The organism is Bradyrhizobium sp. ORS 111, from assembly GCF_045571485.1.
Classification (GTDB): domain Bacteria; phylum Pseudomonadota; class Alphaproteobacteria; order Rhizobiales; family Xanthobacteraceae; genus Bradyrhizobium.
Genome location: NZ_CP120701.1, coordinates 3783842 through 3806918, shown reverse-complemented (window position 1 = coordinate 3806918; position 23077 = coordinate 3783842). Strand labels below are relative to the sequence as shown.

22 protein-coding genes are annotated in these 23077 nt (G+C 64.7%); 3 read left to right on the top strand and 19 right to left on the bottom strand.

Annotated features, from left to right (window positions below; translation table 11 throughout):
- Positions 1-36: 36 nt before the first annotated feature.
- The 17 genes from nuoN to P6U30_RS17665 form a co-directional block, all read right to left on the bottom strand.
- Positions 37-1473 carry an NADH-quinone oxidoreductase subunit NuoN gene (gene nuoN / locus P6U30_RS17745; protein ID WP_407170175.1) on the bottom strand — a complete coding sequence of 479 codons (1437 nt, stop codon included), beginning with the start codon at positions 1471-1473 and terminating at the stop codon, positions 37-39.
- 10 nt (positions 1474-1483) lie between these two features.
- Positions 1484-2998 (bottom strand): NADH-quinone oxidoreductase subunit M, encoded by a 1515-nt coding sequence (locus tag P6U30_RS17740; RefSeq protein ID WP_407170174.1) that lies wholly within the window; start codon positions 2996-2998, stop codon positions 1484-1486.
- A complete protein-coding gene (gene nuoL / locus P6U30_RS17735; protein WP_407170173.1) occupies positions 2999-5074 on the bottom strand; it encodes an NADH-quinone oxidoreductase subunit L in 2076 nt (691 codons plus the stop codon). It lies immediately after the preceding gene.
- Between the two features lie 8 nt (positions 5075-5082).
- Entirely contained in the window at positions 5083-5391 is a 309-nt protein-coding gene (nuoK, locus tag P6U30_RS17730) for an NADH-quinone oxidoreductase subunit NuoK (RefSeq protein WP_027537255.1), read from the bottom strand.
- Complete coding sequence (locus P6U30_RS17725) at positions 5388-6026, bottom strand: NADH-quinone oxidoreductase subunit J (protein ID WP_407152280.1); 639 nt, start codon at positions 6024-6026, stop codon at positions 5388-5390. The genes nuoK and P6U30_RS17725 overlap by 4 nt, the downstream gene beginning before the upstream one ends.
- Positions 6027-6035: 9 nt before the next feature.
- Complete coding sequence (nuoI, locus tag P6U30_RS17720) at positions 6036-6530, bottom strand: NADH-quinone oxidoreductase subunit NuoI (RefSeq protein WP_018271854.1); 495 nt, start codon at positions 6528-6530, stop codon at positions 6036-6038.
- A gap of 7 nt (positions 6531-6537) precedes the next feature.
- Positions 6538-7608 (bottom strand): NADH-quinone oxidoreductase subunit NuoH, encoded by a 1071-nt coding sequence (gene nuoH, locus P6U30_RS17715; protein WP_407170172.1) that lies wholly within the window; start codon positions 7606-7608, stop codon positions 6538-6540.
- Positions 7609-7618: 10 nt separating this feature from the next.
- Positions 7619-9694, bottom strand: coding sequence for an NADH-quinone oxidoreductase subunit NuoG (nuoG, locus tag P6U30_RS17710; protein WP_407170171.1), 2076 nt, complete (start codon positions 9692-9694; stop codon positions 7619-7621).
- A gap of 30 nt (positions 9695-9724) precedes the next feature.
- The gene (nuoF, locus tag P6U30_RS17705; protein ID WP_407152276.1) at positions 9725-11047 is read right to left on the bottom strand and encodes an NADH-quinone oxidoreductase subunit NuoF; all 1323 of its coding nucleotides are present in this window, start codon (positions 11045-11047) and stop codon (positions 9725-9727) included.
- Positions 11048-11066: 19 nt separating this feature from the next.
- A complete protein-coding gene (locus tag P6U30_RS17700) occupies positions 11067-11279 on the bottom strand; it encodes a hypothetical protein (RefSeq protein ID WP_407170170.1) in 213 nt (70 codons plus the stop codon).
- A complete protein-coding gene (nuoE, locus tag P6U30_RS17695; protein WP_407152274.1) occupies positions 11279-11890 on the bottom strand; it encodes an NADH-quinone oxidoreductase subunit NuoE in 612 nt (203 codons plus the stop codon). Before nuoE ends, P6U30_RS17700 begins: the two co-directional genes overlap by 1 nt.
- Positions 11891-11901: 11 nt before the next feature.
- Entirely contained in the window at positions 11902-12861 is a 960-nt protein-coding gene (locus P6U30_RS17690; RefSeq protein ID WP_407170169.1) for an FkbM family methyltransferase, read from the bottom strand.
- Positions 12861-14057 (bottom strand): NADH-quinone oxidoreductase subunit D, encoded by a 1197-nt coding sequence (locus P6U30_RS17685; protein ID WP_407170168.1) that lies wholly within the window; start codon positions 14055-14057, stop codon positions 12861-12863. Before P6U30_RS17685 ends, P6U30_RS17690 begins: the two co-directional genes overlap by 1 nt.
- A gap of 2 nt (positions 14058-14059) precedes the next feature.
- Positions 14060-14677 carry an NADH-quinone oxidoreductase subunit C gene (locus P6U30_RS17680; RefSeq protein WP_407170167.1) on the bottom strand — a complete coding sequence of 206 codons (618 nt, stop codon included), beginning with the start codon at positions 14675-14677 and terminating at the stop codon, positions 14060-14062.
- 11 nt (positions 14678-14688) lie between these two features.
- Positions 14689-15273: a NuoB/complex I 20 kDa subunit family protein gene (locus tag P6U30_RS17675; RefSeq protein ID WP_407152269.1), complete on the bottom strand. Its 585-nt coding sequence runs from the start codon at positions 15271-15273 to the stop codon at positions 14689-14691.
- On the bottom strand, positions 15264-15629 hold the full coding sequence (locus P6U30_RS17670; protein WP_018271860.1) for an NADH-quinone oxidoreductase subunit A: 366 nt from the start codon (positions 15627-15629) through the stop codon (positions 15264-15266). The genes P6U30_RS17675 and P6U30_RS17670 overlap by 10 nt, the downstream gene beginning before the upstream one ends.
- Before the next feature lie 214 nt (positions 15630-15843).
- Positions 15844-16359, bottom strand: coding sequence for a MarR family winged helix-turn-helix transcriptional regulator (locus P6U30_RS17665; RefSeq protein WP_407170166.1), 516 nt, complete (start codon positions 16357-16359; stop codon positions 15844-15846).
- A 132-nt stretch (positions 16360-16491) separates the two neighbouring features.
- Between P6U30_RS17665 and P6U30_RS17660 the strand changes: the two genes are divergently transcribed.
- Together P6U30_RS17660 and P6U30_RS17655 are read left to right on the top strand one after the other, a co-directional pair.
- Positions 16492-17682: a Rieske 2Fe-2S domain-containing protein gene (locus tag P6U30_RS17660; RefSeq protein WP_407170165.1), complete on the top strand. Its 1191-nt coding sequence runs from the start codon at positions 16492-16494 to the stop codon at positions 17680-17682.
- A 47-nt stretch (positions 17683-17729) separates the two neighbouring features.
- The gene (locus P6U30_RS17655) at positions 17730-19022 is read left to right on the top strand and encodes a spinster family MFS transporter (RefSeq protein ID WP_407170164.1); all 1293 of its coding nucleotides are present in this window, start codon (positions 17730-17732) and stop codon (positions 19020-19022) included.
- Between the two features lie 5 nt (positions 19023-19027).
- Here the strand turns inward: P6U30_RS17655 and P6U30_RS17650 are convergent, their stop codons facing one another.
- Positions 19028-19912 carry an alpha/beta fold hydrolase gene (locus P6U30_RS17650; RefSeq protein ID WP_407170163.1) on the bottom strand — a complete coding sequence of 295 codons (885 nt, stop codon included), beginning with the start codon at positions 19910-19912 and terminating at the stop codon, positions 19028-19030.
- Positions 19913-20057: 145 nt separating this feature from the next.
- The gene (locus tag P6U30_RS17645) at positions 20058-21014 is read right to left on the bottom strand and encodes a LytTR family DNA-binding domain-containing protein (protein WP_407170162.1); all 957 of its coding nucleotides are present in this window, start codon (positions 21012-21014) and stop codon (positions 20058-20060) included.
- A 187-nt stretch (positions 21015-21201) separates the two neighbouring features.
- Between P6U30_RS17645 and P6U30_RS17640 the strand changes: the two genes are divergently transcribed.
- Entirely contained in the window at positions 21202-23031 is a 1830-nt protein-coding gene (locus P6U30_RS17640; RefSeq protein ID WP_407170161.1) for an FAD-dependent oxidoreductase, read from the top strand.
- Positions 23032-23077 lie beyond the last annotated feature (46 nt).

Here is a 23077-nt window from a genome sequence, read left to right as displayed (position 1 = left end):
CCCAAAACCAGCCTCCACGTTTCGGGATCATGCGCGTTAAAACAGCGACTTCGCCGCCGCCGAGGCCATGCTGACCAGCGGCCCCGGATAGGCGAAGAAGAAGATATTGAAGATGCCCGCCACCGCCAGCACCGTGCGCACCTCGACGCGGATCGGATCGAGCTTGCTGATCGGCTGATCGAAGTACATCACCTTGACGATCGACAGGTAGTAGAACGCGCCCACCACGCTGGTCAGCACGCCGATCACCGCGAGCGTGAACAGGTTGGCCTTGATCGCGGCGACGAAGACGTACCACTTGGCGAAGAAGCCGGCGAGCGGCGGGATGCCCGCGAGCGAGAACAGCAGCATCGCGAAGAAGAAGGCGAGCAGCGGATTGGTGCGCGACAGGCCGGCGAAGTCGCTGATCTGCTCGACCGCCTGGCCGTTGCGCTTCATCGCCAGGATGATCGCGAAGGACCCGAGCGTCATCGCCACATAGATCGCGATATAGACCAGCACGCCCTGCGCGCCCTCGACCGTGCCCGAAGCGAGCCCGACCAGGGCAAAGCCCATGTGGCCGATCGACGAATAGGCCATCAGCCGCTTGATGTTGGTCTGGCCGATCGCCGCGAACGAGCCCAGCGCCATCGAGGCGATCGACACGAACACCAGGATCTGCTGCCACTCGGTGACGATGCCGGGGAACGCGGTGAGCGTCGCGCGCGTGAACACGGCGAGCGCGGCGACCTTCGGCGCGGACGCAAAGAACGCCGTCACCGGCGTCGGGGCGCCCTCATAGACGTCCGGCGTCCACATGTGGAACGGCACCGCCGACACCTTGAAGCAGAGGCCGACGAGCAGGAAGACCAGGCCGAACACGATGCCGATGCTGCCCGTGGTCGCCGCGGCGGCGATGCCGGCGAAGCTGACCGTGCCGGTGAAGCCGTAGATCAGCGAGGCGCCGTAGAGCAGCATGCCCGACGACAGCGCGCCGAGCACGAAGTACTTGAGGCCGGCCTCGCTCGACTTGGCATTGTCGCGCTGGCTCGCGGCGACGACATAGAGCGCGAGACTCATCAGCTCGAGGCCGAGATAAAGCGAGATCAGGTCGCCGGCGGAGATCAGCACCATCATGCCGAGCGTCGACAGCAGCACCAGGATGGAGAACTCGAAGGTGCGGCCGGTCGGCTGCGACAGGAATTCGGTCGCCAGGAGCAGGGTCGCGGCCGAGCCGATCAGCGCCAGGACCTTCAGGAAGCGGGCGAAATCGTCGACGATGAAGCTGCCGCCGAAGGTGACAAGCTTGCCGGCCGGCAGCCACACTTCCAACAGGCCGGTCAGGACCAGCAGGCACACGGCAAGCGCCGTGACCAGCCGCGTCGTCCCCTGCCCGCGATAGGCTCCGATCATCAACAGCACCATGGCGCCGACCGCGAGCACCAGCTCCGGCAGCACCGGCTGCAACTGATAACCTGCACTGGAAAAGCTCATGGCGGCGGCCTTACTTCACGACCAGCGAGGCTGCCTTCACGGCAGTCACGGCGGTATTGTAATTGTTGACGAGTTGCTGGACCGAGGCGGCCGACATGTCGAGCACCGGCTTCGGATAGACGCCGAACAGGATGGTCAGCGCGATCAGCGGGAACAGCGTCACGCATTCACGGAAGGTGAGATCCTTGATCGACATCAGGGCCGGCTTGACCAGCGCCCCGAACACCACCTTGCGGTAGAGCCAGAGCGCATAGGCCGCCGACAGGATCACGCCCGTGGTGGCGAAGAACGCGGTCGGCAGCGAGACCTTGAAGGTGCCGAGCAGCGTCATGAACTCGCCGACGAAACCGGACGTGCCGGGCAGACCGACATTGGCCATGGTGAAGACCATGAACGTCATCGCGTAGAGCGGCATCCGGTTCACCAGGCCGCCATAGGTCGCGATCTCGCGGGAATGCATGCGGTCGTAGACCACGCCGACGCAGAGGAAGAGCGCGCCGGAGACGATGCCGTGCGACACCATCTGGAACATGCCGCCAGCGACGCCCTGCGTCGTGACCGCGAAGATGCCCATGGTGACGAAGCCCATATGCGCGACCGATGAGTACGCGATCAGCTTCTTCATGTCCTCCTGCATCAACGCCACCAGCGAGGTGTAGATGATGGCGATGACGGACAGCGTGAACACGAACGGCGCGAAGTCGTGCGAGGCCAGCGGGAACATCGGCAGCGAGAAGCGCAGGAAGCCGTAGCCGCCCATTTTCAGAAGGATCGCAGCCAGCACCACCGAGCCCGCCGTCGGCGCCTCGACGTGTGCGTCCGGCAACCAGGTGTGCACCGGCCACATCGGCATCTTCACCGCGAATGAGGCGAAGAAGGCGAGCCACGCCCAAGTCTGCATGCCGCGTGGCACCGCGGTCTGCATCAGGGTCGGGATGTCAGTCGTGCCGGCGTTCCAATACAGCGCCATGATAGCAAGCAGCATCAGCACCGAGCCGAGCAGCGTGTAGAGGAAGAACTTGAACGACGCGTAGACCCGGCGCGGACCGCCCCAGACGCCGATGATCAGGAACATCGGGATCAGGCCGCCTTCGAAGAACAGGTAGAACAGCACGAGATCTAGCGCCGAGAAGGTGCCGACCATCAGCGTTTCCAGGATCAGGAACGCCATCATGTATTCGCCGACCCGGCTCGTGATCGCCCGCCAGCTCGCGATGATGCACAGCGGCATGATTGCCGTGGTGAGGATCAGCAGCGGGAGCGAAATGCCGTCGACACCCATGTGATAGGTGATGCCAGTGGCAAGCCACGACGCCTTCTCGACGAACTGGAAGTCGGTCGAGGCAGGATCGAAGCGCGCCACTAGGATTAGCGAGATCACGAAGGTGATCACCGTCGTCCACAGCGCGATCCAGCGCGCGGTGCGGTTGGCGGCCTCGTCCCCGCCCCGCGCCAGCAGATAGACCAGGATCGCGCCGACGGTCGGCAGGAATGTCGTAACGGAAAGGATTGGCCAGGTTGTCATTTACTGGCCTCCCAAGCCGAACATGAACCAGGTGATCAATCCGGCAGCCCCGATCAGCATCGCGAAGGCGTAGTGATAGAGGTAACCGGTCTGCAGTTTGACGACGTTGCGGGTGACGTCGAGCACGCGGGCCGAGACGCCGTCGGGGCCCAAGCCGTCGATGATGAAGCCGTCGCCCTTCTTCCAGAGCGTGTAGCCGATCCACTTCGCCGGGCGCACGAAGATCAGGTCGTACAGCTCGTCGAAGTACCATTTGTTGAGCAGGAACTGGTACAGCATCGGCTGCTGGGTCGCGAGCTCTTCCGGCAGGTACGGCCTGCGGATGTAGAACATGTAGGAGATGAACAGGCCGATCACCATCATGACGGTGGGCAGCGGCGCGAGCCAGCCCGGGATATGCTCCATATCCTCGAGGATATGCGGGTTCATCTTCACGGATTCGCGGAAGAACTCCTCGACACCGTGCGGACTGGCGAACAGCTCCTTGAACGGCAGGCCCGCCAGGATCGAGCCGGCCGCCAGCACGCCGATCGGCACCAGCATCCACATCGGGCTCTCGTGTGCCGCCTCGTAGTGCTTCTGGTCGTGCGGCTCGCCGAAGAAGGTCTTGAAGATCAGGCGCCAGGAATAGAACGAGGTCAGGCCGGCGGCCGCGATCGTCAGCAGATAGGCATAGCTCGCCATCGGGTTATGCGCCGCATAAGCCGACTCGATGATCGCGTCCTTGGAGAAGTAACCGGCGAACAGCGGGAAGCCGGTCAGCGCCAGCGTGCCGATGCACATCACCGCGAAGGTGTACGGAATCTTGCGCCACAGGCCGCCCATGTTGCGGATGTCCTGCTCGTGATGCATCGCGTAGATCACCGAGCCCGACCCTAAGAACAGCAGCGCCTTGAAGAAGGCGTGCGTGAACAGGTGGAACATGCCGACCGAATAGGCCCCCGCCCCCATCGCCACGAACATGTAGCCGAGCTGCGAACAGGTCGAGTAAGCGACGATGCGCTTGATGTCGTTCTGCACCAGGCCGACGGTCGCAGCGAAGAACGCCGTGGTCGCGCCGAAGAACATCACCACCGCCTGCGCGGTCGGCGACAGCTCGAACAGCGGCGACAGGCGCGCCACCATGAAGACGCCGGCGGTGACCATGGTCGCGGCATGGATCAGCGCCGACACCGGGGTCGGGCCCTCCATCGCGTCCGGCAACCAGGTGTGCAGCAGGAACTGCGCCGACTTGCCCATCGCGCCCATGAACAGCAAGAGGCAGGTCAGCGTCAGGGCATCGGCCTGCCAGCCGAAGAAGTCGATGGTCTTGCCGGTCAGCCCCGGCGCCGTATGGAAGATGGTCTCGAAATCGGTCGAGCCCACCAGCGCGAAGATCGCGAAGATGCCGAGCGCGAAGCCGAAATCGCCGACGCGGTTGACCACGAACGCCTTGATCGCCGCGGCGTTCGCCGACGGCTTCTGATACCAGAACCCGATCAACAGATAGCTCGCCAGGCCGACGCCCTCCCAGCCGAAGAATAGCTGCACGAGGTTGTCCGAGGTCACCAGCATCAGCATCGCGAAGGTAAACAGGCTGAGATAGCCGAAGAAACGCGGCCGGTTCGGGTCCTCGTCCATGTAGCCGATGGAATAGAGATGAACGAGCGCCGACACCGTGTTGACCACGACCAGCATCACCGCCGTCAGCGTGTCGGCCCGCAGCGTCCAGGCCACCTGCAGGTCGCCCGAGGTGATCCAGGGCAGCAGCACGACGCGTGCGTCATGGTGCATGAAGCCGACATCGACCAGCGCGAACCAGGACAGCGCCGCCGAGACGAACAAGAGGCCGGTGGTGATCAGCTCGGCCAGCCGCGATCCGGCAGCCGCCGGCTCGGAGACGTGGTGGTCGTCGTGACCGCCATGATCGTCATGGCTGTGTTCGTCATGAGCCGCCGCGGCATGAGCGTCGCCATGTGCGTCGTCATGATGCTCGACGGTATCGCCGCTCGGATTGCGGGCATGCGCGCCGACCAGCGAAATGATCCCTGCGAGGATGGCGCCCAGCAAAGGCAGGAATACGATTGCCTGAACCATGACTGCGCCTAGCCCTTCATCAGATTGACGTCTTCAACCGCGATCGAACCGCGGTTGCGGAAATAGACCACCAGCACGGCAAGGCCGATCGCGGCCTCGGCCGCCGCCACCGTCAGCACCAGCAGCGCGAACACCTGGCCGACGATGTCGCCGAGGAAGGTCGAGAACGCCACCAGGTTGATGTTGACCGAGAGCAGGATCAGCTCGATCGACATCAGGATGACGATGATGTTCTTGCGGTTGAGGAAGATGCCGAGGATCCCGAGGGTGAACAGGATCGCGCCGACCGCGAGATAGTGCCCGAGCCCGATCGTCATTTCACCCACTCCGCCGCGTCGGCGTCCTGCAGTCCCTGCCCCGACGCTACCTTGCGCAACGCCATCGCCATGTCAGGCGTGCGCGCGTTCTGCACGCTGATGTTCTGGCGCTTGACGTTGGCCTTGTGGCGCAGCGTCAGCACGATGGCCCCGATCATCGCGACCAGCAGCACCATGCCGGCGAGCTGGAAGTAATGGATGTACTTCGTGTAGAGCACGAGGCCCAGCGCCTCGGTGTTGCTCACATTGGTCGGGATCGCCGCCGTGATCGTCTTGGTGACCGCCGGATTGATCACCCAGGCGCCAACCACCAAAAGCAGCTCGAACATGAAGATGCCGCCGATCACGATGCCGATCGGCAAGTACTGGATGAAGCCCTCACGCAGCTCCACGAAATCGACGTCGAGCATCATGATCACGAACAGGAACAGCACCGCGACCGCGCCGACATAGACGACGATCAGGATCATCCCGAGAAACTCGGCCCCCATCAGGATGAACAGGCCGGCCGCGTTGACGAACGCGAGGATCAGGAACAGCACGGAGTGCACGGGATTGCGCGAGACAATCACCATCACCGCCGATGCCACGCAGACGGCGGAAAACAGATAGAAGAACAACGCCGGAAGGATCATGCCCTCACCTCACCGGTACGGCGCGTCGAGCGCGATCGACTTCGCAATCTCGCGCTCCCAGCGGTCGCCATTGGCGAGCAGCTTGGCCTTGTCATAATAAAGTTCCTCGCGGGTCTCGGTCGCGAACTCGAAGTTCGGCCCCTCAACGATGGCGTCCACCGGGCATGCCTCCTGGCACAGGCCGCAATAGATGCACTTCACCATGTCGATGTCGTAACGGACGGTGCGGCGGGTGCCATCGTTGCGGCGCGGGCCGGCCTCGATCGTGATCGCCTGCGCCGGGCAGATCGCCTCGCACAGCTTGCAGGCGATGCAGCGTTCTTCGCCGTTCGGATAGCGGCGCAGCGCGTGCTCGCCACGGAAGCGCGGCGAGATCGGGCCCTTCTCGAAGGGATAGTTCAGCGTCGGCTTCGGCTGGAAGAAATAGCGCATGGCGAGGAAGAACGCCGAGACGAATTCCGACAGCAGGAGCGAGCGGGCTGTTGCGTTGACGTTAACACTCATGACGGCCTCACTTCGGCGCGATGCCGGCGAACTGCAGCACAGCGGCCACGATCACCACCATCGCCAGCGACAGCGGCAGGAACACCTTCCAGCCGAGCCGCATCAGTTGATCGTAGCGGTAGCGCGGCACGATCGCCTTCGCCATCGCGAACAGGAAGAACATGAAGAACAGCTTCAGCGCGAACCACACGATCCCCGGGATCCAGGTGAACGGCGGCAGCGCCACCGGCGGCAGCCAGCCGCCCAGGAACAGGATCGTCGCCATCGCGCACATCGTGGTGATCGCGACGTACTCGCCGAGCATGAACAGCAAATACGGCGTCGAGCCGTATTCGACCATGAAGCCGGCGACGAGCTCGGACTCCGCCTCGACCAGGTCGAACGGCGGACGGTTGGTCTCCGCGAGCGCCGAGACGTAGAACACCACGAACATCGGGAACAGCGGCCACACATACCAGTTCAGGATGGTGAGCTGCGGCAGCCCGATCAGGCTGGCGAACCCGCGGGTGTTCTGCGCCTCCACCACCGCCGACAGGTTCAGCGAGCCGACGCAGAGCAGCACGGTGATGATCACGAAGCCGATCGAGACCTCGTAGGACACCATCTGCGCCGCCGAGCGCAGCGCGGCCAGGAAGGGATATTTCGAGTTCGACGACCAGCCGGCCATGATGATGCCGTAGATCGACAGCGACGAGATCGCGAAGATGTAGAGAATGCCGACATTGATGTCGGAGATCACCCAGCCGAGATCCATCGGGATCACCGCCCACGCGGCGAGCGCCAGGACGCAGGAGACCAGCGGCGCGAGCAGGAACACGCCCTTGTTGGCGCTGGCCGGGATCGTCGGCTCCTTCAGCACGAACTTGAGCAGGTCGGCGAAGGATTGCAGCAGCCCGAACGGACCGACCACATTGGGGCCGCGGCGGATCTGCACCGCCGCCCAGATCTTGCGGTCGGCGAGCAGGATGTAGGCGATCGCGATCAGGAGCACGACGAGCAGCAACAGGCTCTCCGCGACCATGATGATCAGCGGCCAGAGGAAGCCGGTCCAGAACGAGCTTGCGAAGAATTCAGCCATCAGGTCACGCTCACTCCGCTGCCGCCAGCATTCGGCCCGATGCCAGCCGTGAGCATTCCGCCATCACGGCAGAGGCCCGGGCGATCGGGTTGGTCAGGTAGAAATCCTCGACAGCCGGCCTGAACGCCGCCTTGTCGACGCTGCCGCCCTTGCCCGCCAGCGCCTTGATGTCTTCAGCCCTGCCGGCCTCGATCTGGTCGAGCCGCATCAGGTGCGGATAGGCCTTGAACATCGCCTGGCGCAGCGCCTGCATGGAATCGAACGGCAGCTTCTTGCCGAGCACATCGGACAGCGCCCGGATGATCGCCCAGTCCTCGCGGGCCTCGCCCGGCGGGAACGCGGCGCGGTTGGCCATCTGCACCCGCCCCTCGGTATTGACGTAGATGCCGGACTTCTCGGTGTAGGCCGCCGCCGGCAGGATGACGTCGGCGCGATGCGCGCCGCGGTCGCCGTGGGTGCCGATATAGACCACAAAGGTGCCGTCCGGCGCGCTGATCTCGTCGGCACCGAGCAGGAACAGCACGTCGAGGGTACCGAAGGTCGTCATCTGCGCCGCGGTCAAGCCGCCGGCCGCCGGCGAGAAGCCGATATCGAGCGCACCGGCCCGCGACGCCGTGTCTTGCAACACCGCAAAGCCGTTCCAGCCGTCCTTGAGCGCGCCGACATCAACCGCGAGCTTGGCGGCCTGCGCCAGCACCGCCGCGCCGTCGTGCCGGGTATAGGCGCCGGCGCCGACCAGGATGATCGGGTTCTTGGCGTTCTTCAGCACGTCGGCAAAAGAGTGCTTGCCGGCCACGAGCTCGGCGAGCGTCTCGGTGCCCGCACCGAGATAGTCGAGGTCATAGGTGAAGTCGGCCTTGGCGCCGATCATGCCGACCTTGAGCCCGCCGGTCCGCCAGCGCTTGCGGATTCGCGCGTTCAGCACGGCGGCTTCCTTGCGCGGGTGCGAGCCGATGATCAGCAGCGCATCGGCCTGCTCGATTCCCGATATCGTCGGATTGAAGATATAGGAGGCGCGGCCGGCCTTGGCGTCGAATGCGTCGCCGCCCTGCACCGCTAGATTGACCGAGCCGAACTTCGCCAGCAGCTCCTTCAGCGCGTACATCTCCTCGACCGCGGCGAGATCGCCCGCGATGGCGCCGATCCGCTTGCCGTCGCTGCGCCCAGTCCTGGCCGCGATCGCCGCGAAGGCGTCCTGCCAAGTCGTCGGCCTGAGCTGACCGTTTTCGCGCACATAGGGGCGATCGAGGCGCTGCGTGCGCAAACCGTCGACGATGTGGCGGGTCTTGTCGGAGATCCACTCCTCGTTCACCGCCTCGTTGATGCGCGGCAGGATGCGCATCACCTCGCGGCCGCGGGTATCGACCCGGATCGCCGAGCCGAGGCCGTCCGTGACGTCGATCGACTGCGTCTTGCCAAGCTCCCAGGGCCGTGCCGCGAATGCATAGGGCTTCGAGGTCAGCGCACCCACCGGGCAGATGTCGACGAGATTGCCCTGCAGCTCGGAGCTCAGCGCGGACTCCAGATAAGTGGTGATCTCCATGTCCTCGCCGCGTCCGGTCGCACCCATCTCGGGGGCGCCGCAGATCTCGGCGGAGAAGCGGACGCAGCGAGTGCACTGGATGCAGCGGTTCATCGAGGTCTTGACCAGCGCGCCGAGATACTTGTCCTCGACCGCGCGCTTGTTCTCGGCGAAACGGCTGGTGTCGACGCCATAGCCCATCGCCTGGTCCTGCAGGTCGCACTCGCCGCCCTGGTCGCAGATCGGGCAGTCCAGCGGATGGTTGATCAGCAGGAATTCCATCACGCCTTCGCGCGCCTTCTTCACCATCGGCGAACGGGTCGAGATTTCCGGCGGCTCGCCCTTCGGGCCCGGACGGCAGTCGCGCACGGCCCAGGCGCAGCTCGCGACCGGCTTCGGACCGCCCTTCACCTCGACGAGGCACATGCGGCAATTGCCGGCGATCGACAGCCGCTCGTGATAGCAGAAGCGCGGAATCTCGGCGCCGGCCGCCTCACACGCCTGCAACAGCGTGAAGTCCGGGGCGACATCGATCTCTTTGCCATCGATGATGATCTTGGTCATGTCTTCAAGTCTTTCCCAGCTTCGCCGCTATCACTCCGCCGCCACCTGCACGGGATCGCGGACGCCGGCATCGTCGAGATCGGCCCTGTGCGAATACTGGTCGATGCGCTCCTCGATCTCGTGACGGAAATGCGCGATCAGACCCTGGATCGGCCAGGCCGCGGCATCGCCGAGCGCGCAGATCGTGTGGCCCTCGACCTGCTTGGTCACCTCGAGCAGCATGTCGATCTCGCGCTTGTGGGCACGGCCCTCGGCCATGCGCGTCAGCACGCGCCACATCCAGCCGGTGCCCTCGCGGCACGGCGTGCACTGGCCGCAGCTCTCGTGCTTGTAGAAATAGGAGATGCGGGCGATCGCCCGGATCAGGTCGGTCGACTTGTCCATCACGATCACGGCCGCGGTGCCGAGACCCGAGCGCAGCTTGCTCAGGGAGTCGAAATCCATTGGCGTGTCGATGATCTGCTCGGCCGGCACCATGCGCACCGACGAACCGCCGGGGATGACCGCCTTCAGGTTGCCCCAGCCGCCGCGAATGCCGCCGCAATGCTTCTCGATCAACTCGCGGAACGGGATGCCCATCGCCTCTTCGACGTTGCAGGGCCGCTCGACATGGCCGGAGATGCAGAACAGCTTGGTGCCGACATTGTTGGGACGGCCGATGCTGGCGAACCAGGCCGCGCCGCGGCGCAGGATGTCGGGCGCGACGGCGATCGATTCGACGTTGTTCACCGTGGTCGGGCAGCCGTAGAGGCCGACATTGGCCGGGAACGGCGGCTTCAGCCGCGGCTGTCCCTTCTTGCCCTCGAGGCTCTCGAGCAGCGCGGTCTCTTCGCCGCAGATATAGGCGCCGGCGCCGTGCGCAACGTAGAGGTCGAACGGCCAGCCGTTGACGTTGTCCTTGCCGATCAGCTTGGCGTCGTAGGCCTGGTCAATCGCGGCCTGTAGCCGCTCGCGCTCGCGGATGAACTCGCCACGGATATAGATGTAGCAGGCATGCGCGCCCATCGCGTAGCTCGCGAGCAGGCAGCCTTCGACCAGCAGATGCGGATCGTGCCGCATGATCTCGCGGTCCTTGCAGGTGCCCGGCTCGGACTCGTCGGCGTTGACGACGAGATAGCTCGGACGGCCGTCCTTGGATTCCTTCGGCATGAACGACCACTTCATGCCGGTCGGGAAGCCCGCGCCGCCACGGCCGCGCAGACCGGAGGCCTTCATCTCGTTGATGATCCAGTCGCGGCCCTTGTCGATGATCGCCTTGGTGCCGTCCCAGGCACCGCGACGGCGCGCGCCTTCGAGGCCCCAATCGTGGAGGCCGTAGAGGTTCTTGAAGATGCGGTCCTTGTCGTCGAGCATGCTCAAAACTTTCCGAACATCACCGATTGGCTTGGGTATAGGCGAGCCCCGCGGCGCAACCGCCGAACACGAAGGCCCACAACAGACTGCTCTCCAGCGAGGCGTTGAGCCCGTAGCGCTGCAGCAGGAAGATGAAGCACGCAGCCACAGCCGTGTGCAGAGCGATGTAGCGCCAGTCCTTCATCGCACCGCCCCTCCCCGTCCCGATCGCTTGCACCTGGACGCCACGCATCAGGTGGTTTCCTTCAGCGTGGTCGGACCGCCCGCCGGCGCCGAGAACTGACGGTCGACCTGCGGACCGGGCTTCGGCGGATTGCCCGCGGCAAAGCCGTCGAGCACCCTGCCGAAGCTTTCCTTGGTCAGATCCTCGTAGGTATCCTTCCAGATCAGCACCATCGGCGCGTTCACGCAGGCGCCGAGGCACTCAACCTCCTCCCACGAGAAGTTGCCGTCCTTCGACAGATGGAACGGCTCGTGATTGATGCGATGCTTGCACACCTCAATCAGGTCGCCGGCGCCGCGCAGCCGGCACGGCGTGGTGCCGCAGACCTGCACATGCGCCTTCTTGCCGACCGGCGAGAGCTGGAACATCGTGTAGAAGGTCGCAATCTCCAGCATGCGAATGTGCGGCATCTCGAGCAGGTCGGCGACGGCGCGAATCGCGGCCTCCGAGATCCAGCCGTCATGCTGCTCCTGCGCGCGCCAGAGGATGGCGATCGCGGCCGAGGCCTGACGCCCGGGCGGATATTTCGCAATCTCCTTCTTGGCCCAGGCCAGATTCTCGTCCGTGAACGTGAAGCTCGCGGGCTGCAATTCCTTCGGGGCAAGGCGGCGGACGGACATCGTTCAGTCTCTCATTGCACGCGGCGTGCGGCTTTGGCGCTCAGCGCATCGATCCGGTCTTGCCAGAAGGCGCTCGCGGTGCCGAACACGTTGTAGCCGATATGGGTGGAAACCTTGATGCGATCGAGGATCGAAAGCTCGTTCACGGTCTCAAGGCGACGGGTGCTGCGGTCGAAGACGGTCAGCTTCAGGGGCGTCTGTTCGAGGATATAGCGGGACACGGTGTGCTTGCGGTCGCTGCCGTGCTCCTCGCAGAGCAGCACGCTGTCCGTTTCCATCAGGCGCTGGCCGCCCTTGATCGCATCGATCTCGACGCCCTCGACATCGAGCTTCACCAGATACTTGCCCTTGGGCGGGATCTTCTGGTCCTCGATCAGATCGTCGAGCGCGATGACCGGCACTTCCTCGCCATCGGCGCTATCGCCGGCGATGCTGAACGCCTCGTGCTTGGTGCCCGACAGCCGCGCGGTGCCGCGACTGGCGCCGATCGCGCACTTCATGGTCTCGAAGCGATTGCCGTTGACGCGCGCATTGTTGGTGAGCTTCGAATAGTTCTGCTCTGACGGCTCAATCGCGATCGCCCGATGGGCGCCGAACGGCCTGCTCGACGCCAGCACTGACCAGTAGCCGTAATTGGCGCCGCAATCGACCAGCATATAGTCCACGTCGGCGGAGTCCTCGAACAGCAGTTCGAGCTCGTCCTCATAGGTGTAGTCGCGATTGAGCAGTTTGCTCCAGTAGCCATCGCCATACGGAAACTCGAACACCGCGTCCTCGTTGAGCTTCACCGCGATGTTGCGCTCCGGCAACGTCTTGCGCAGCAGGTTGGCGCACGCGATGTAGCCCATGTGCGAGAAATGCGAGGAGATCTTCGCGCCCGTCGCCAGCGCCAGCGCAGCCGTGCGCTCCCAGGCGTTGGCCCCTTCCAGGGCGCCCGAGGCACGGTCAAACTGGATGGGCGGCTGCGCCATCACCGATCGACCTCTCCGAACACGATATCGAGCGAGCCGAGGATCGCCGAGACGTCGGCGAGCAGATGGCCCTTGCAGACGTGATCCATCGCCTGCAGATGGGCGAAGCCCGGCGCGCGGATCTTGCACTTGTAGGGCTTGTTGGTGCCGTCGGCGACCAGGTAGACGCCGAACTCGCCCTTCGGCGCCTCGACCGCGGCATAGACTTCGCCGGGCGGCACGTGCACGCCCTCGGTGTAGAGCTTGAAGTGATGGATCAGCGCTTCCATCGAACGCTTCATCTCGCCGCGGCGCGGCGGCGCGATCTTGTTGTCCTCGACCACGACCGCTCCCTGCCCGTCGGGTGCTCTGAGCTTCTGGATGCACTGCTTCATGATGCGCACCGACTGCCGCATCTCTTCCATGCGGATCAGGTAGCGGTCGTAGCAGTCACCGTTCTTGCCGATCGGGATGTCGAATTCCATTTCGGCATAGCACTCATAGGGCTGCGCCTTGCGCAGATCCCAGGCGGCACCCGAGCCGCGCACCATGACGCCGGAGAAGCCCCACTCCCAGGCTTGCTTCAGCGGCACCACGCCGATGTCGACGTTGCGCTGCTTGAAGATGCGGTTGCCGGTGAGGAGCGTATCAAGGTCATCGACCACCTTGAGGAACGGATCGCACCACGCCTCGATGTCATCGATCAGCTTCGGCGGCAAGTCCTGGTGCACGCCGCCGACGCGGAAGAACGCCGCGTGCATCCGCGAGCCGGAGGCGCGCTCGTAGAACACCATCAGCTTCTCGCGCTCTTCGAAACCCCACAGCGGCGGGGTCAGCGCGCCGACGTCCATCGCCTGCGTGGTGACGTTGAGCAGATGGGACAGGATGCGCCCGATCTCGCAATAGAGCACGCGGATGAGCTGGCCGCGGCGCGGCACCGTAATGCCGAGCAGCTTCTCCGCCGCAAGGCAGAACGCATGCTCCTGGTTCATCGGCGCGACGTAGTCGAGCCGGTCGAAATAGGGAATCGCCTGCAGATAGGTCTTGTGCTCGATCAGCTTCTCGGTGCCGCGGTGCAGCAGCCCGATATGCGGATCGACGCGCTCGACGACTTCGCCGTCGAGCTCCAGCACCAGGCGCAACACGCCATGCGCGGCCGGATGCTGCGGGCCAAAGTTGATCGTGAAGTTACGAAGATTTTGCGGTTGCTGGTTCATGATCAGGTCTTCGGCTCCGCCTTCGCCTTTTCGTCACCCGGCAGCGGATAGTCCGCGCCTTCCCACGGCGAGAGGAAATCGAACTTGCGGAATTCCTGGTTGAGCCGAACCGGCTCGTACAGCACCCGCTTCTCCTGGTCGTCGTAGCGGACCTCGACGAAGCCGGTGAGCGGGAAATCCTTGCGCAGCGGATGGCCGTCGAAGCCGTAGTCGGTCAGCAGCCGGCGCATGTCCGGATGGCCGGTGAAGATCACGCCGTAGAGATCGTAGGCCTCGCGCTCGAACCAGTCGGCGCCGGGAAAGACGCCAATGATCGACGGCACTTGTGTGGTCTCGTCGGCCTGGCCGCGCAGCCGGATACGGGTGTTCAGCGTCGGCGACAGCAGATGATAAACGACGTCGAAGCGCTTCTCGCGGCCGGGATAATCGACCGCGGTCACGTCGGTGAAGTTGACGAAGCGGCAGTTGGGATCGTCGCGCAAAAAGGTCACGACCTCCACAATCTTGCCCACCTCGACGTCGACAGTGAGTTGGTTGAACGCAACCGAGTGCGCCGTGGCGGCGCCCGGAAGCGCGCTCACGATCGTCTGCCCAAGGGCGTCGAGCTTGCCGTCGTCCATGACGTTAAACCTTAGCGTTCGATAGTGCCGATGCGGCGGATCTTCTTCTGCAGCAGCAGCACGCCGTAAAGCAGCGCTTCCGCGGTAGGCGGACAGCCCGGCACGTAGATGTCGATCGGCACGACGCGATCGCAGCCACGGACCACCGAATAGGAATAATGGTAGTAGCCGCCGCCATTGGCGCACGAGCCCATCGAGATGACGTAGCGCGGCTCCGGCATCTGGTCGTAGACCTTGCGCAGCGCCGGCGCCATCTTGTTGGTCAGGGTGCCCGCGACGATCATCACATCGGACTGCCGGGGCGAAGCGCGCGGCGCAAAGCCGAAGCGCTCGACGTCGTAGCGCGGCATCGACACTTGCATCATCTCGACGGCGCAGCAGGCGAGACCGAAGGTCATCCACATCAGCGAACCGGTCCGCGCCCAGGTGATCAGGTCGTCGGCCGCGGCAACGAAGAAGCCCTTGTCGGACAGCTCGTGATTGACGTCGAGGAAAAACGGATCGTTAGCGCCGACCGGCTTGCCGGTCGACGGATCAAGAATGCCCTTCGGAGCCGGCGCGATCGCCGGCTGTAGCGCGGTGGGGCTCAATCCCATTCGAGCGCACCTTTCTTCCATTCATATGCAAACCCGACCGTCAGCACGGCCAGGAACACCATCATCGACCAGAACCCGGTCGCGCCCAGCTTTCCGAACGCCACGGCCCACGGGAACAGAAACGCCACTTCGAGGTCGAAGATGATGAAGAGGATCGCCACCAAGTAGAAGCGGACGTCGAACTTCATGCGGGCGTCGTCAAAAGCATTGAATCCGCATTCATAGGCGGACAGCTTCTCCGGATCCGGCGATTGGAACGCGACCAGGAACGGCGCGATCAGGAGCGCCAAACCGATCAGGCTTGCTACCCCAATAAAGACCACAAGTGGGAGATAATTCTGCAGGATGCCGGTCATCGGCGAGGCCTTCTTGCTGCGGTTTCCGATAAGCCGCAGATTCGTTGATTGGAATTGTTCTGGAGGCTTTAGCGCAGCGCAACAGGGGGCGCAAGACAAGCAATTTTGACGCTTTTACCGCCCTTCCCGCGCGGGCGCCCGGCCTTGTTCGGCATACGCTTGCCTCGCTGGGCAACGCCGCCGCGACGCTCTCGTGCCCTGCATTGTTCCCATATCAGCCCAGCTCTTTCTCGGCAGCGAGCATCTCCGCGGCGGTCGCGGTCAGCCGGTCGATATGACCGAGCAGACGCTCCAGATCCTCCGGGCTGAGCTGTTCCAGCAGGCGGCGGTTACGCTCCTGCGCGCCGGCGACGATGGCGTCATGCGCGGCCAGCCCGGCCTTGGTCAGCGACACCAGCGTCTCGCGGTTGTCCCGCGGGTTGACCGCCTTGGCCACCAGCTTGCGCGCGACCAGCTCGGCGAGCGCCCGGCTGATCTGACCCTTGTCCATGCCGACAGCCTCGGCGAGCCGGACGACGCTCATCGGCGGCCGCCGGCCGAGCGAAGCGACCAGGCCGAACTCGACCGAGGACAGCCCGGCGAGCCGCTTGTAGCGCAGCATGGCACCGCGCTTGAGCAGGTTCGCCAGCACCATCAGCCGCGACGACATCATGGCGGTGATCGGCGCCAGCTCGGCGTCCACCGCGATCTCCGGCGCTACCACCCGTCCGTTCTTGAGCTTCTCGGTCATCGGCCCACCCTCTGCCAACAAAGGCACGCGCTGCCAAGCTATCGGAGATCGTTGACATTGTCATCGATCTATCGTTGACTTTGTCAACGCAAGACGACCAAGGGCGCCAAGCCCTCGGCAGGAGGAAACACCATGACCATCACCCAGCGGGACCGCGACCTCGGCACGGCCTATGCCGTGAAGCCGCCCACCACCCGGACCGAGCTCACCTCGGTCGGGCGCGGCACGCCGATGGGCGAGCTGTTGCGCCGCTACTGGCACCCGATCGGCCTGGCGAACGACGCCACCGATATCCCCAGAAAAGTGCGCGCGCTCGGCGAGGACCTGATCCTGTTTCGCGACGGGCATGGCCGGGTCGGCCTGCTGCATGCCCGCTGCTGCCATCGTGGCACTACGCTCTACTACGGCAAGGTCGAGGAGGACGGCATCCGCTGCTGCTATCACGGCTGGAAATTCGACACCGAAGGCCATTGCCTCGAGCAGCCATGCGAGCCTGACGGCGGCCGGTTCAAGGACAAGGTGCGCCAGCCCTGGTATCCGGTTCGGGAGCGCTACGGCCTGATCTTCGCCTACATGGGTCCGTCAGAGAAAATGCCGGTGCTGCCGCGCTACGAATGTCTCGAGACCATGGACGACGGTGAGTTCGTCGAGGCTGACGATTCCTCGATCGGCGGGGGCGGACCCGCGGTAATCCCCTGCAACTGGCTGCAGCATTTCGAGAACGTGGTCGATCCCTACCACGTGCCGGTGCTGCACGGCTCGTTCAGCGGGCCGCAGTTCACCACCATGATGGCCTCGATGCCGGAGGTGAAATTCGAGATGTCGCCGCGCGGCGTCGCGGTTCGCTCGATCCGCAGGCAGGACGACGGCAAGGTGTTCTATCGGGTCACCGAGGCCGCCCTCCCCACGCTCCGCGTCGTGCCCAATCCGCGTGTCGCCCAGTTCGCCCGCGTGGAATCGATCGGCTGGACCCTGCCGATCGACGATACCTCGTTCCGCATCTATGTCGCCGGCCGGGTCAAGAACGCCGGCGACATCGGCCGCATGCGCTCGAAGTTTAACGACAAGTTCTGGTGGGACATGACGGAAACCGAACACCAGCAATTCCCCGGCGACTACGAGGCGCAGGTCGGCCAAGGCCCGGTGACCATCCATTCCGAGGAGCATTTCGGCCAGAGCGACCGCGGCATCCTGATGATCCGCCGCATGCTCTCTGACCAGCTCGAAGCGATTGCCGCCGGCCGCGACCCGATCGGCGTGTCGTTCGACGCCGACGCCCGGCCGGTCGAATTCGAAGCGGGGAACTACATCCGCGGGGCGTGAAGCCCGCGCGCGAGCCGACAAAGCAACAAGACAGATCGGGGGAAGCCATGGTCGACCTCGCGCCGCGCGCAGCCATGCGGCCGGACGACAGCGCCAAGCCTGCCGGGCAGCGCTATTACGTGCTCGGGCTGCTCACGATCATCTACGCCCTCAATTTCCTCGATCGCACGATCTTCAATGTGCTGATCGAGCCGATCAAGAAGGAGTTCACACTCAGCGACACCACGATGGGCCTGCTCGCCGGCTTTGGCTTCGTGCTGTTCTATTCGCTGCTCGGCATTCCGATCGCGCGGATGGCGGACCGGTTGAATCGCCGCAACATCGTTGCGGTCGCCTTCGCGTTCTGGAGCGCGATGACCTATCTCTGCGGCATGGCCTCCAGCGTCACCACGCTGGCGTTGGCGCGGATCGGCGTCGGCGTCGGCGAGTCGGCGGGAACGCCGGCGTCACAGTCGATGATCGCCGATCTCTTTGACAAGAACGAACGCCCGCGTGCACTCGGCATCTACGCGATCGGCACCTATCTCGGTGTCTTCCTCGGCTATTTCATCGGCGGTTATGTCAATCAGCACTACGGCTGGCGCACGGCGTTCTTTTCCGCTGGCCTCCCCGGCATCGCGCTATCAGCGGTGCTGTGGCTCACCGTCTCGGAGCCGAAGCGCGGCGCAATGGCCGAGACGTTCAAGGCCGAGCCGATCGGGTCGACGCTGCGCTTCCTTGGGGCACAGTCGAGCTTCGTGATCGTGCTGATCGGCTTCTGCCTGACGACCTATACCAACTACGCCACCGCGGTGTGGATCCCGCCGTTCCTGGCGCGGATCCATCACCTCTCGAGCGCCGAGATCGGCACCTATGCCGGCACCTTCAAGGGTCTTGCCGGGATGGCCGGTACGCTGATCGGCGGCATCGTGGTCGCGCGGATCAGCCGCCGCGACGACCGCTGGAAATTGTGGGCACCCGCGATCATGTCCGGCCTCGCCGGCCCGGTCTTCGCCGTCTGCATGCTGACGCCGAGCTTCCCGCTAATGGTCGCAACCCTGGCGCTGACCTCGTTCCTGGTCGGCTTCCATCTCGGCCCGATCTTCGCGATCGCCCAGACGGTCGCGAAGCCCAGCATGCGCGCGCTGGCCTCGGCGATTGTGCTCCTCACCGCCACATGTTTCGGCCAGGGCATAGGCCCGCTCGCCGTCGGCATGATCAACGACGCGCTGAAGGGCACCTACGGCGTCGACGCGGTGCGCTACTCGCTGCTGTCGGCGGCCGTCACGACCACGCTCGGCGCCCTGCTCTTCGTGTGGGCCGCGCGCTGGATCCGATCCGATATCAAGCGGGCGGCCTGACGGCCTCAATCTGCCATGAAGGCGAGCAGGTCGGACACGAGGCGCGCGCCATGCGTCAGCGGGAGCGCATGCCGGGCGCCTTCGTAGACGTTGAGCCTGCTGCGCTTGATCAGCTTGGCCGTCTTGGCGCCAGTCAGTTCAAGCGGTGCGCTGGCATCCTTGTCGCCCTGCACGATCAATGTCGGGCGATCGATCCCGGCCGCGGCCGCGCGGAGATCGGCGAAGGCGATCGTGTTCCGGCAGCCCAGCGCGACCGGCAACGGCACGTTCAGCATCATCTCCCTGATCCAGGCCCGCGTAACCTCAGGCGTATCCGGCATGAAGAACGGCGCCTCGTTGGCGGCAAGCCAGCCCGGATAATCCTGCGCGATCTCAGCGAGCTGCGCGTCGATTGCGGCCCTCGGTACGGCGTCGGGGTTGTCTGCGGTCTGCATGAGAAACGGCGTCGTGGGGGCCACCAGCACCAACCGCGCGATCCGGTCTGAGCCATGCCTGGCAAGATAGTTGACCGCCTCGATCGATCCCATCGAATAGGCAACCAGCGTGACGTCATCCAAGTCGCGCTGTTCGATCACAGCCGCCACGTCGTCGGTCAGCGTGTCGAGATCGTACCCCGTCGCCGGCATGTCGGAGCGGCCATGCCCGCGCCGGTCGGGCGCGACGCAGCGATAGCCCCTGGCATTGAGCGCCACGATATGGTGGCCCCAGATACTGGAATTGAACGTCCAGGCGGCAAGGAGAAGCACCGGCCGGCCCGAGCCCCAGTCCTGCACGAACAATGACGTGCCGTCCTTTGCCGTCACGTGCGACGGGCGCGACTCGGCGGTTTGTGCGGCCTCAGCAAGCACCGAGCCGGGCAACGTTGCTTCCAGGACAGTTCGACGGTTCATCTCGCATCTCCCTTTGCAGATCGCGCGGCAGCACACTCGCTGCCAACGCACCGATCTTTGCAAAGGGACATCGCGCAGGCGATTACGCGGAAGGTAAGCGCCTCGAACCAGGAGATCGACCCTGTTCCGCGAGGAATTGATCGAGCTACCTTTCGGTGAACGGCGCCACCACGTCCCGGTAGCGCTTGCTGCCGGCGAGCGTCTCGCCATTGTCCATGCGCAGCACGAAGTCCCCTGCCGGACGCTGCTCGACCGAAACGACGCGCGCCAGGTTCACCAGTCGCGCCCGATGCACGCGCACAAAGCCGAACGGCTTGAGGCGATCCTCCTCGCGCGCCAGCGTGCCGCGGATCAGGCGACATCCGCTCGGAAGGCTGAACTCGACATAATTGCCTGCTGATGTCACGGCCACGATGTCGCGAGGATCGACCCGAACGCTCTTGGCGCCGTCCCGCAGCCAGAGGCTGGGATTAGCGGCATTGACCGGAGCTTGGGCCGTCAGCGGCGCCGACGGTTCGGCGGGCAGCGCCGGTGCCGCTTGCATCAGCAGCACCTTGCGGTCCATCAGCCAGATGACCACGGCCACCATCACCGACGAGACGACATCCTTCTGGAACTCGTGCGGAAACGCGGTCGCCCAGTGAAAGGCATAGCCCTCGGCAAGCAGCAGCTTGCGCAACCCGACCATGGTGACGAGATGCGCCAGCGCGTAAAGCAGCGTCGCCGCCACCGCCAGCGTGACGGAGATCACGCGGCTGCGGCCAACACACAGTTGTGCGATGCCGATTCGCAGCAGCGGCAGAAACAGGATCCATGCAACGGCGCTCGTCACCTCGAGCAGCACGGGCACGCGCAGTGGTGCGAACCCCGCGGACAGTTTGAACTCGTGCACCGAGGAGAAGACGTTGACGACGCCACTCGCCACGATCAGCAGCGCCACCCAGCCATAGGCGAACATCGAGGCGCGCTCCGCCGTGCCCGATCGGATCGCCGTTACATCGGGCCGATTTTCGTCCCTGGAATCCGGCCGCTCGTCCCAACCCCGCTCGACGCGTCGATCGATGCCGCGTTCAATGGAATTCTCTGGCTGCGTCGTCGACATGTCGGGATGGAGTAGATGCCGCAACTCGTCAGGTCACCTGCCCCGGTGGACAGGTCGGGAGCCCAATCGTGGTCCGTCACGCAAGCAAACCTTTATCACAGGCCGGTGAGCAACGTCGCGCGGGATACGACGGCAGGCCGTCCGCGCGGCACCAAAATCGGCCTGCTCACGGACAGGTGACCCGCTGATGAGACGTCGCGATCTCCTGATCGGCGCTGCGTTGACCCCGGTGGCGCGCTGGATCAAACCGAGGCCGCTTGCCGCAGCGCAAGGCGCGAGCAACTCCTCGCAACTGCTTCGGCGGGCGCGCCCCTCGGATCCCGAGTGGCCGTCGGCCGCCAGTTGGAACCGGCTGAACGAGCAAACGGAGGGCCGTCTCATCACGGTGAAGTCGCCGCTGGCGGCATGCCAGGACAGTCGGTCCGAAGCAGCCTGCCGCGATGTGTTCAAGGGGCTGAAGAACCCCTACTACATCGGCGACCACGCGGCGCTGACCCAGACAACGGGCTATCTCGACGCCTGGACGTCGGAGCCGAGCGTCTACGCCGTCGCCGCGCGAAACACCGCCGACGTCGTTGCAGCGGTCAATTTCGCCCGCGACAACAATCTGCGGCTGGTGGTCAGGGGCGGCGGCCACAGTTATCTCGGCACGTCGAGTGCGCCGGACTCGCTGATGATCTGGACGCGCGCAATGAACGACATCACGCTGCATGACAGCTTCGTCCCGCAAGGGTGCGAGGATCCACCACAACGGGCCGTCACCGTCGGCGCGGGCGCGATCTGGATGCACGTGTACAATGCGGTGACGAGCCGAGGTGGCCGCTATGTCCAGGGCGGTGGCTGCGGAACCGTCGGTGTCGCGGGGCTGGTCCAGGGTGGCGGCTTCGGCAGCTACTCGAAGAACTACGGTACTGCCGCCGCGAGCCTGCTGGAAGCCGAGATCGTCACCGCCGACGGCGCCGTCCGAATTGCAAATGCCCGCAGCAATGCGGATCTGTTCTGGGCCGTCCGTGGCGGTGGCGGCGGCACCTTTGGCGTCGTCACCCGACTGACGTTGCGGACCCATGAACTGCCCGAAATCTTCGGCTTCGCCAACATGACGATTCACGCCACGTCAAGCGCATCATTCCGCAAGCTCGTCAGCGCATTCGTGGGTCTCTACGCGGACCGCCTGCATAACCGCCATTGGGGCGAGATCGTCAACGTCAAGCCGGGCAACGTGCTCGACATCCAGCTCTCGTTCCTGGGCCTCGACAAGCAGCAGGCCGAGGAGCTGTGGCAGCCCTTCATACGCTTCGTCACCGAGGCCGAGAGCGAGTTCACCTTCACGCGCCCGCCATCGCTCCGCACCGGTCCGGCAGCGCACCGCTGGGATGCCGCCTATATCAAGCAGCGCGCTCCGCAGGCGATCCTGTCCGACGAGCGTCCCGGTGCGCCGGCAGAGAACGTGTTCTGGGCCGCCAATCTGAGCGAAGCGGGGCATTTCATCCACGGGTTTGAATCGCTCTGGCTTCCAGCCTCGCTGCTGAGTGACGTGGAGCGCCCGCGGCTTGTGGAAGCCCTCCTCGCGGCCGCGCAGCATTCGACGGTCGAGCTGCACTTCCAGAAAGGACTGGCCGGCGGATCGGAGGCCGCGATCGCCTCCGCGAAGGAGACCGCCACAAACCCCGCTGTCATCGACGCGTTCGCGCTCGCAATCATCGCAAGCGAGGGCCCGCCGGCCTATCCCGGCCTCAGTGGCCACGAGCCGGATTTGGCCGACGCGCGCAAGAACGCCACAGCGATTGCAAGGGCGGTCGGCGAACTCGGAAAGCTGGCGCCGGATGCCGGCGCCTATCTCGCGGAAAGCAGCTTCTTCCAACCGAACTGGCAGCAGGCCTATTGGGGCCCGAACTACCAGCGACTTCTCGAGATCAAGCAGACATACGATCCAGCCGGCCTGTTCTTCGTGCGGCACGGCATCGGCAGCGACGGCTGGAGCGACGACGGGTTTGCGCGGCTGGCGGCGCATCAATGAGGATAGCGAAATGGCAGAGAAACCGATCCGACCTTCCGCGCCTTCA

Excerpts from the sequence above, each read along its gene's own strand:
- nuoN (WP_407170175.1), bottom strand. The coding sequence starts at position 1,473 with ATGAGCTTTTCCAGTGCAGGTTATCAGTTGCAGCCGGTGCTGCCGGAG.
- P6U30_RS17740 (WP_407170174.1), bottom strand. The coding sequence starts at position 2,998 with ATGACAACCTGGCCAATCCTTTCCGTTACGACATTCCTGCCGACCGTC.
- nuoL (WP_407170173.1), bottom strand. The coding sequence starts at position 5,074 with ATGGTTCAGGCAATCGTATTCCTGCCTTTGCTGGGCGCCATCCTCGCA.
- nuoK (WP_027537255.1), bottom strand. The coding sequence starts at position 5,391 with ATGACGATCGGGCTCGGGCACTATCTCGCGGTCGGCGCGATCCTGTTC.
- P6U30_RS17725 (WP_407152280.1), bottom strand. The coding sequence starts at position 6,026 with ATGATCCTTCCGGCGTTGTTCTTCTATCTGTTTTCCGCCGTCTGCGTG.
- nuoI (WP_018271854.1), bottom strand. The coding sequence starts at position 6,530 with ATGAGTGTTAACGTCAACGCAACAGCCCGCTCGCTCCTGCTGTCGGAA.
- nuoH (WP_407170172.1), bottom strand. The coding sequence starts at position 7,608 with ATGGCTGAATTCTTCGCAAGCTCGTTCTGGACCGGCTTCCTCTGGCCG.
- nuoG (WP_407170171.1), bottom strand. The coding sequence starts at position 9,694 with ATGACCAAGATCATCATCGATGGCAAAGAGATCGATGTCGCCCCGGAC.
- nuoF (WP_407152276.1), bottom strand. The coding sequence starts at position 11,047 with ATGCTCGACGACAAGGACCGCATCTTCAAGAACCTCTACGGCCTCCAC.
- P6U30_RS17700 (WP_407170170.1), bottom strand. The coding sequence starts at position 11,279 with ATGCGTGGCGTCCAGGTGCAAGCGATCGGGACGGGGAGGGGCGGTGCG.
- nuoE (WP_407152274.1), bottom strand. The coding sequence starts at position 11,890 with ATGTCCGTCCGCCGCCTTGCCCCGAAGGAATTGCAGCCCGCGAGCTTC.
- P6U30_RS17690 (WP_407170169.1), bottom strand. The coding sequence starts at position 12,861 with ATGGCGCAGCCGCCCATCCAGTTTGACCGTGCCTCGGGCGCCCTGGAA.
- P6U30_RS17685 (WP_407170168.1), bottom strand. The coding sequence starts at position 14,057 with ATGAACCAGCAACCGCAAAATCTTCGTAACTTCACGATCAACTTTGGC.
- P6U30_RS17680 (WP_407170167.1), bottom strand. The coding sequence starts at position 14,677 with ATGGACGACGGCAAGCTCGACGCCCTTGGGCAGACGATCGTGAGCGCG.
- P6U30_RS17675 (WP_407152269.1), bottom strand. The coding sequence starts at position 15,273 with ATGGGATTGAGCCCCACCGCGCTACAGCCGGCGATCGCGCCGGCTCCG.
- P6U30_RS17670 (WP_018271860.1), bottom strand. The coding sequence starts at position 15,629 with ATGACCGGCATCCTGCAGAATTATCTCCCACTTGTGGTCTTTATTGGG.
- P6U30_RS17665 (WP_407170166.1), bottom strand. The coding sequence starts at position 16,359 with ATGACCGAGAAGCTCAAGAACGGACGGGTGGTAGCGCCGGAGATCGCG.
- P6U30_RS17660 (WP_407170165.1), top strand. The coding sequence starts at position 16,492 with ATGACCATCACCCAGCGGGACCGCGACCTCGGCACGGCCTATGCCGTG.
- P6U30_RS17655 (WP_407170164.1), top strand. The coding sequence starts at position 17,730 with ATGGTCGACCTCGCGCCGCGCGCAGCCATGCGGCCGGACGACAGCGCC.
- P6U30_RS17650 (WP_407170163.1), bottom strand. The coding sequence starts at position 19,912 with ATGAACCGTCGAACTGTCCTGGAAGCAACGTTGCCCGGCTCGGTGCTT.
- P6U30_RS17645 (WP_407170162.1), bottom strand. The coding sequence starts at position 21,014 with ATGTCGACGACGCAGCCAGAGAATTCCATTGAACGCGGCATCGATCGA.
- P6U30_RS17640 (WP_407170161.1), top strand. The coding sequence starts at position 21,202 with ATGAGACGTCGCGATCTCCTGATCGGCGCTGCGTTGACCCCGGTGGCG.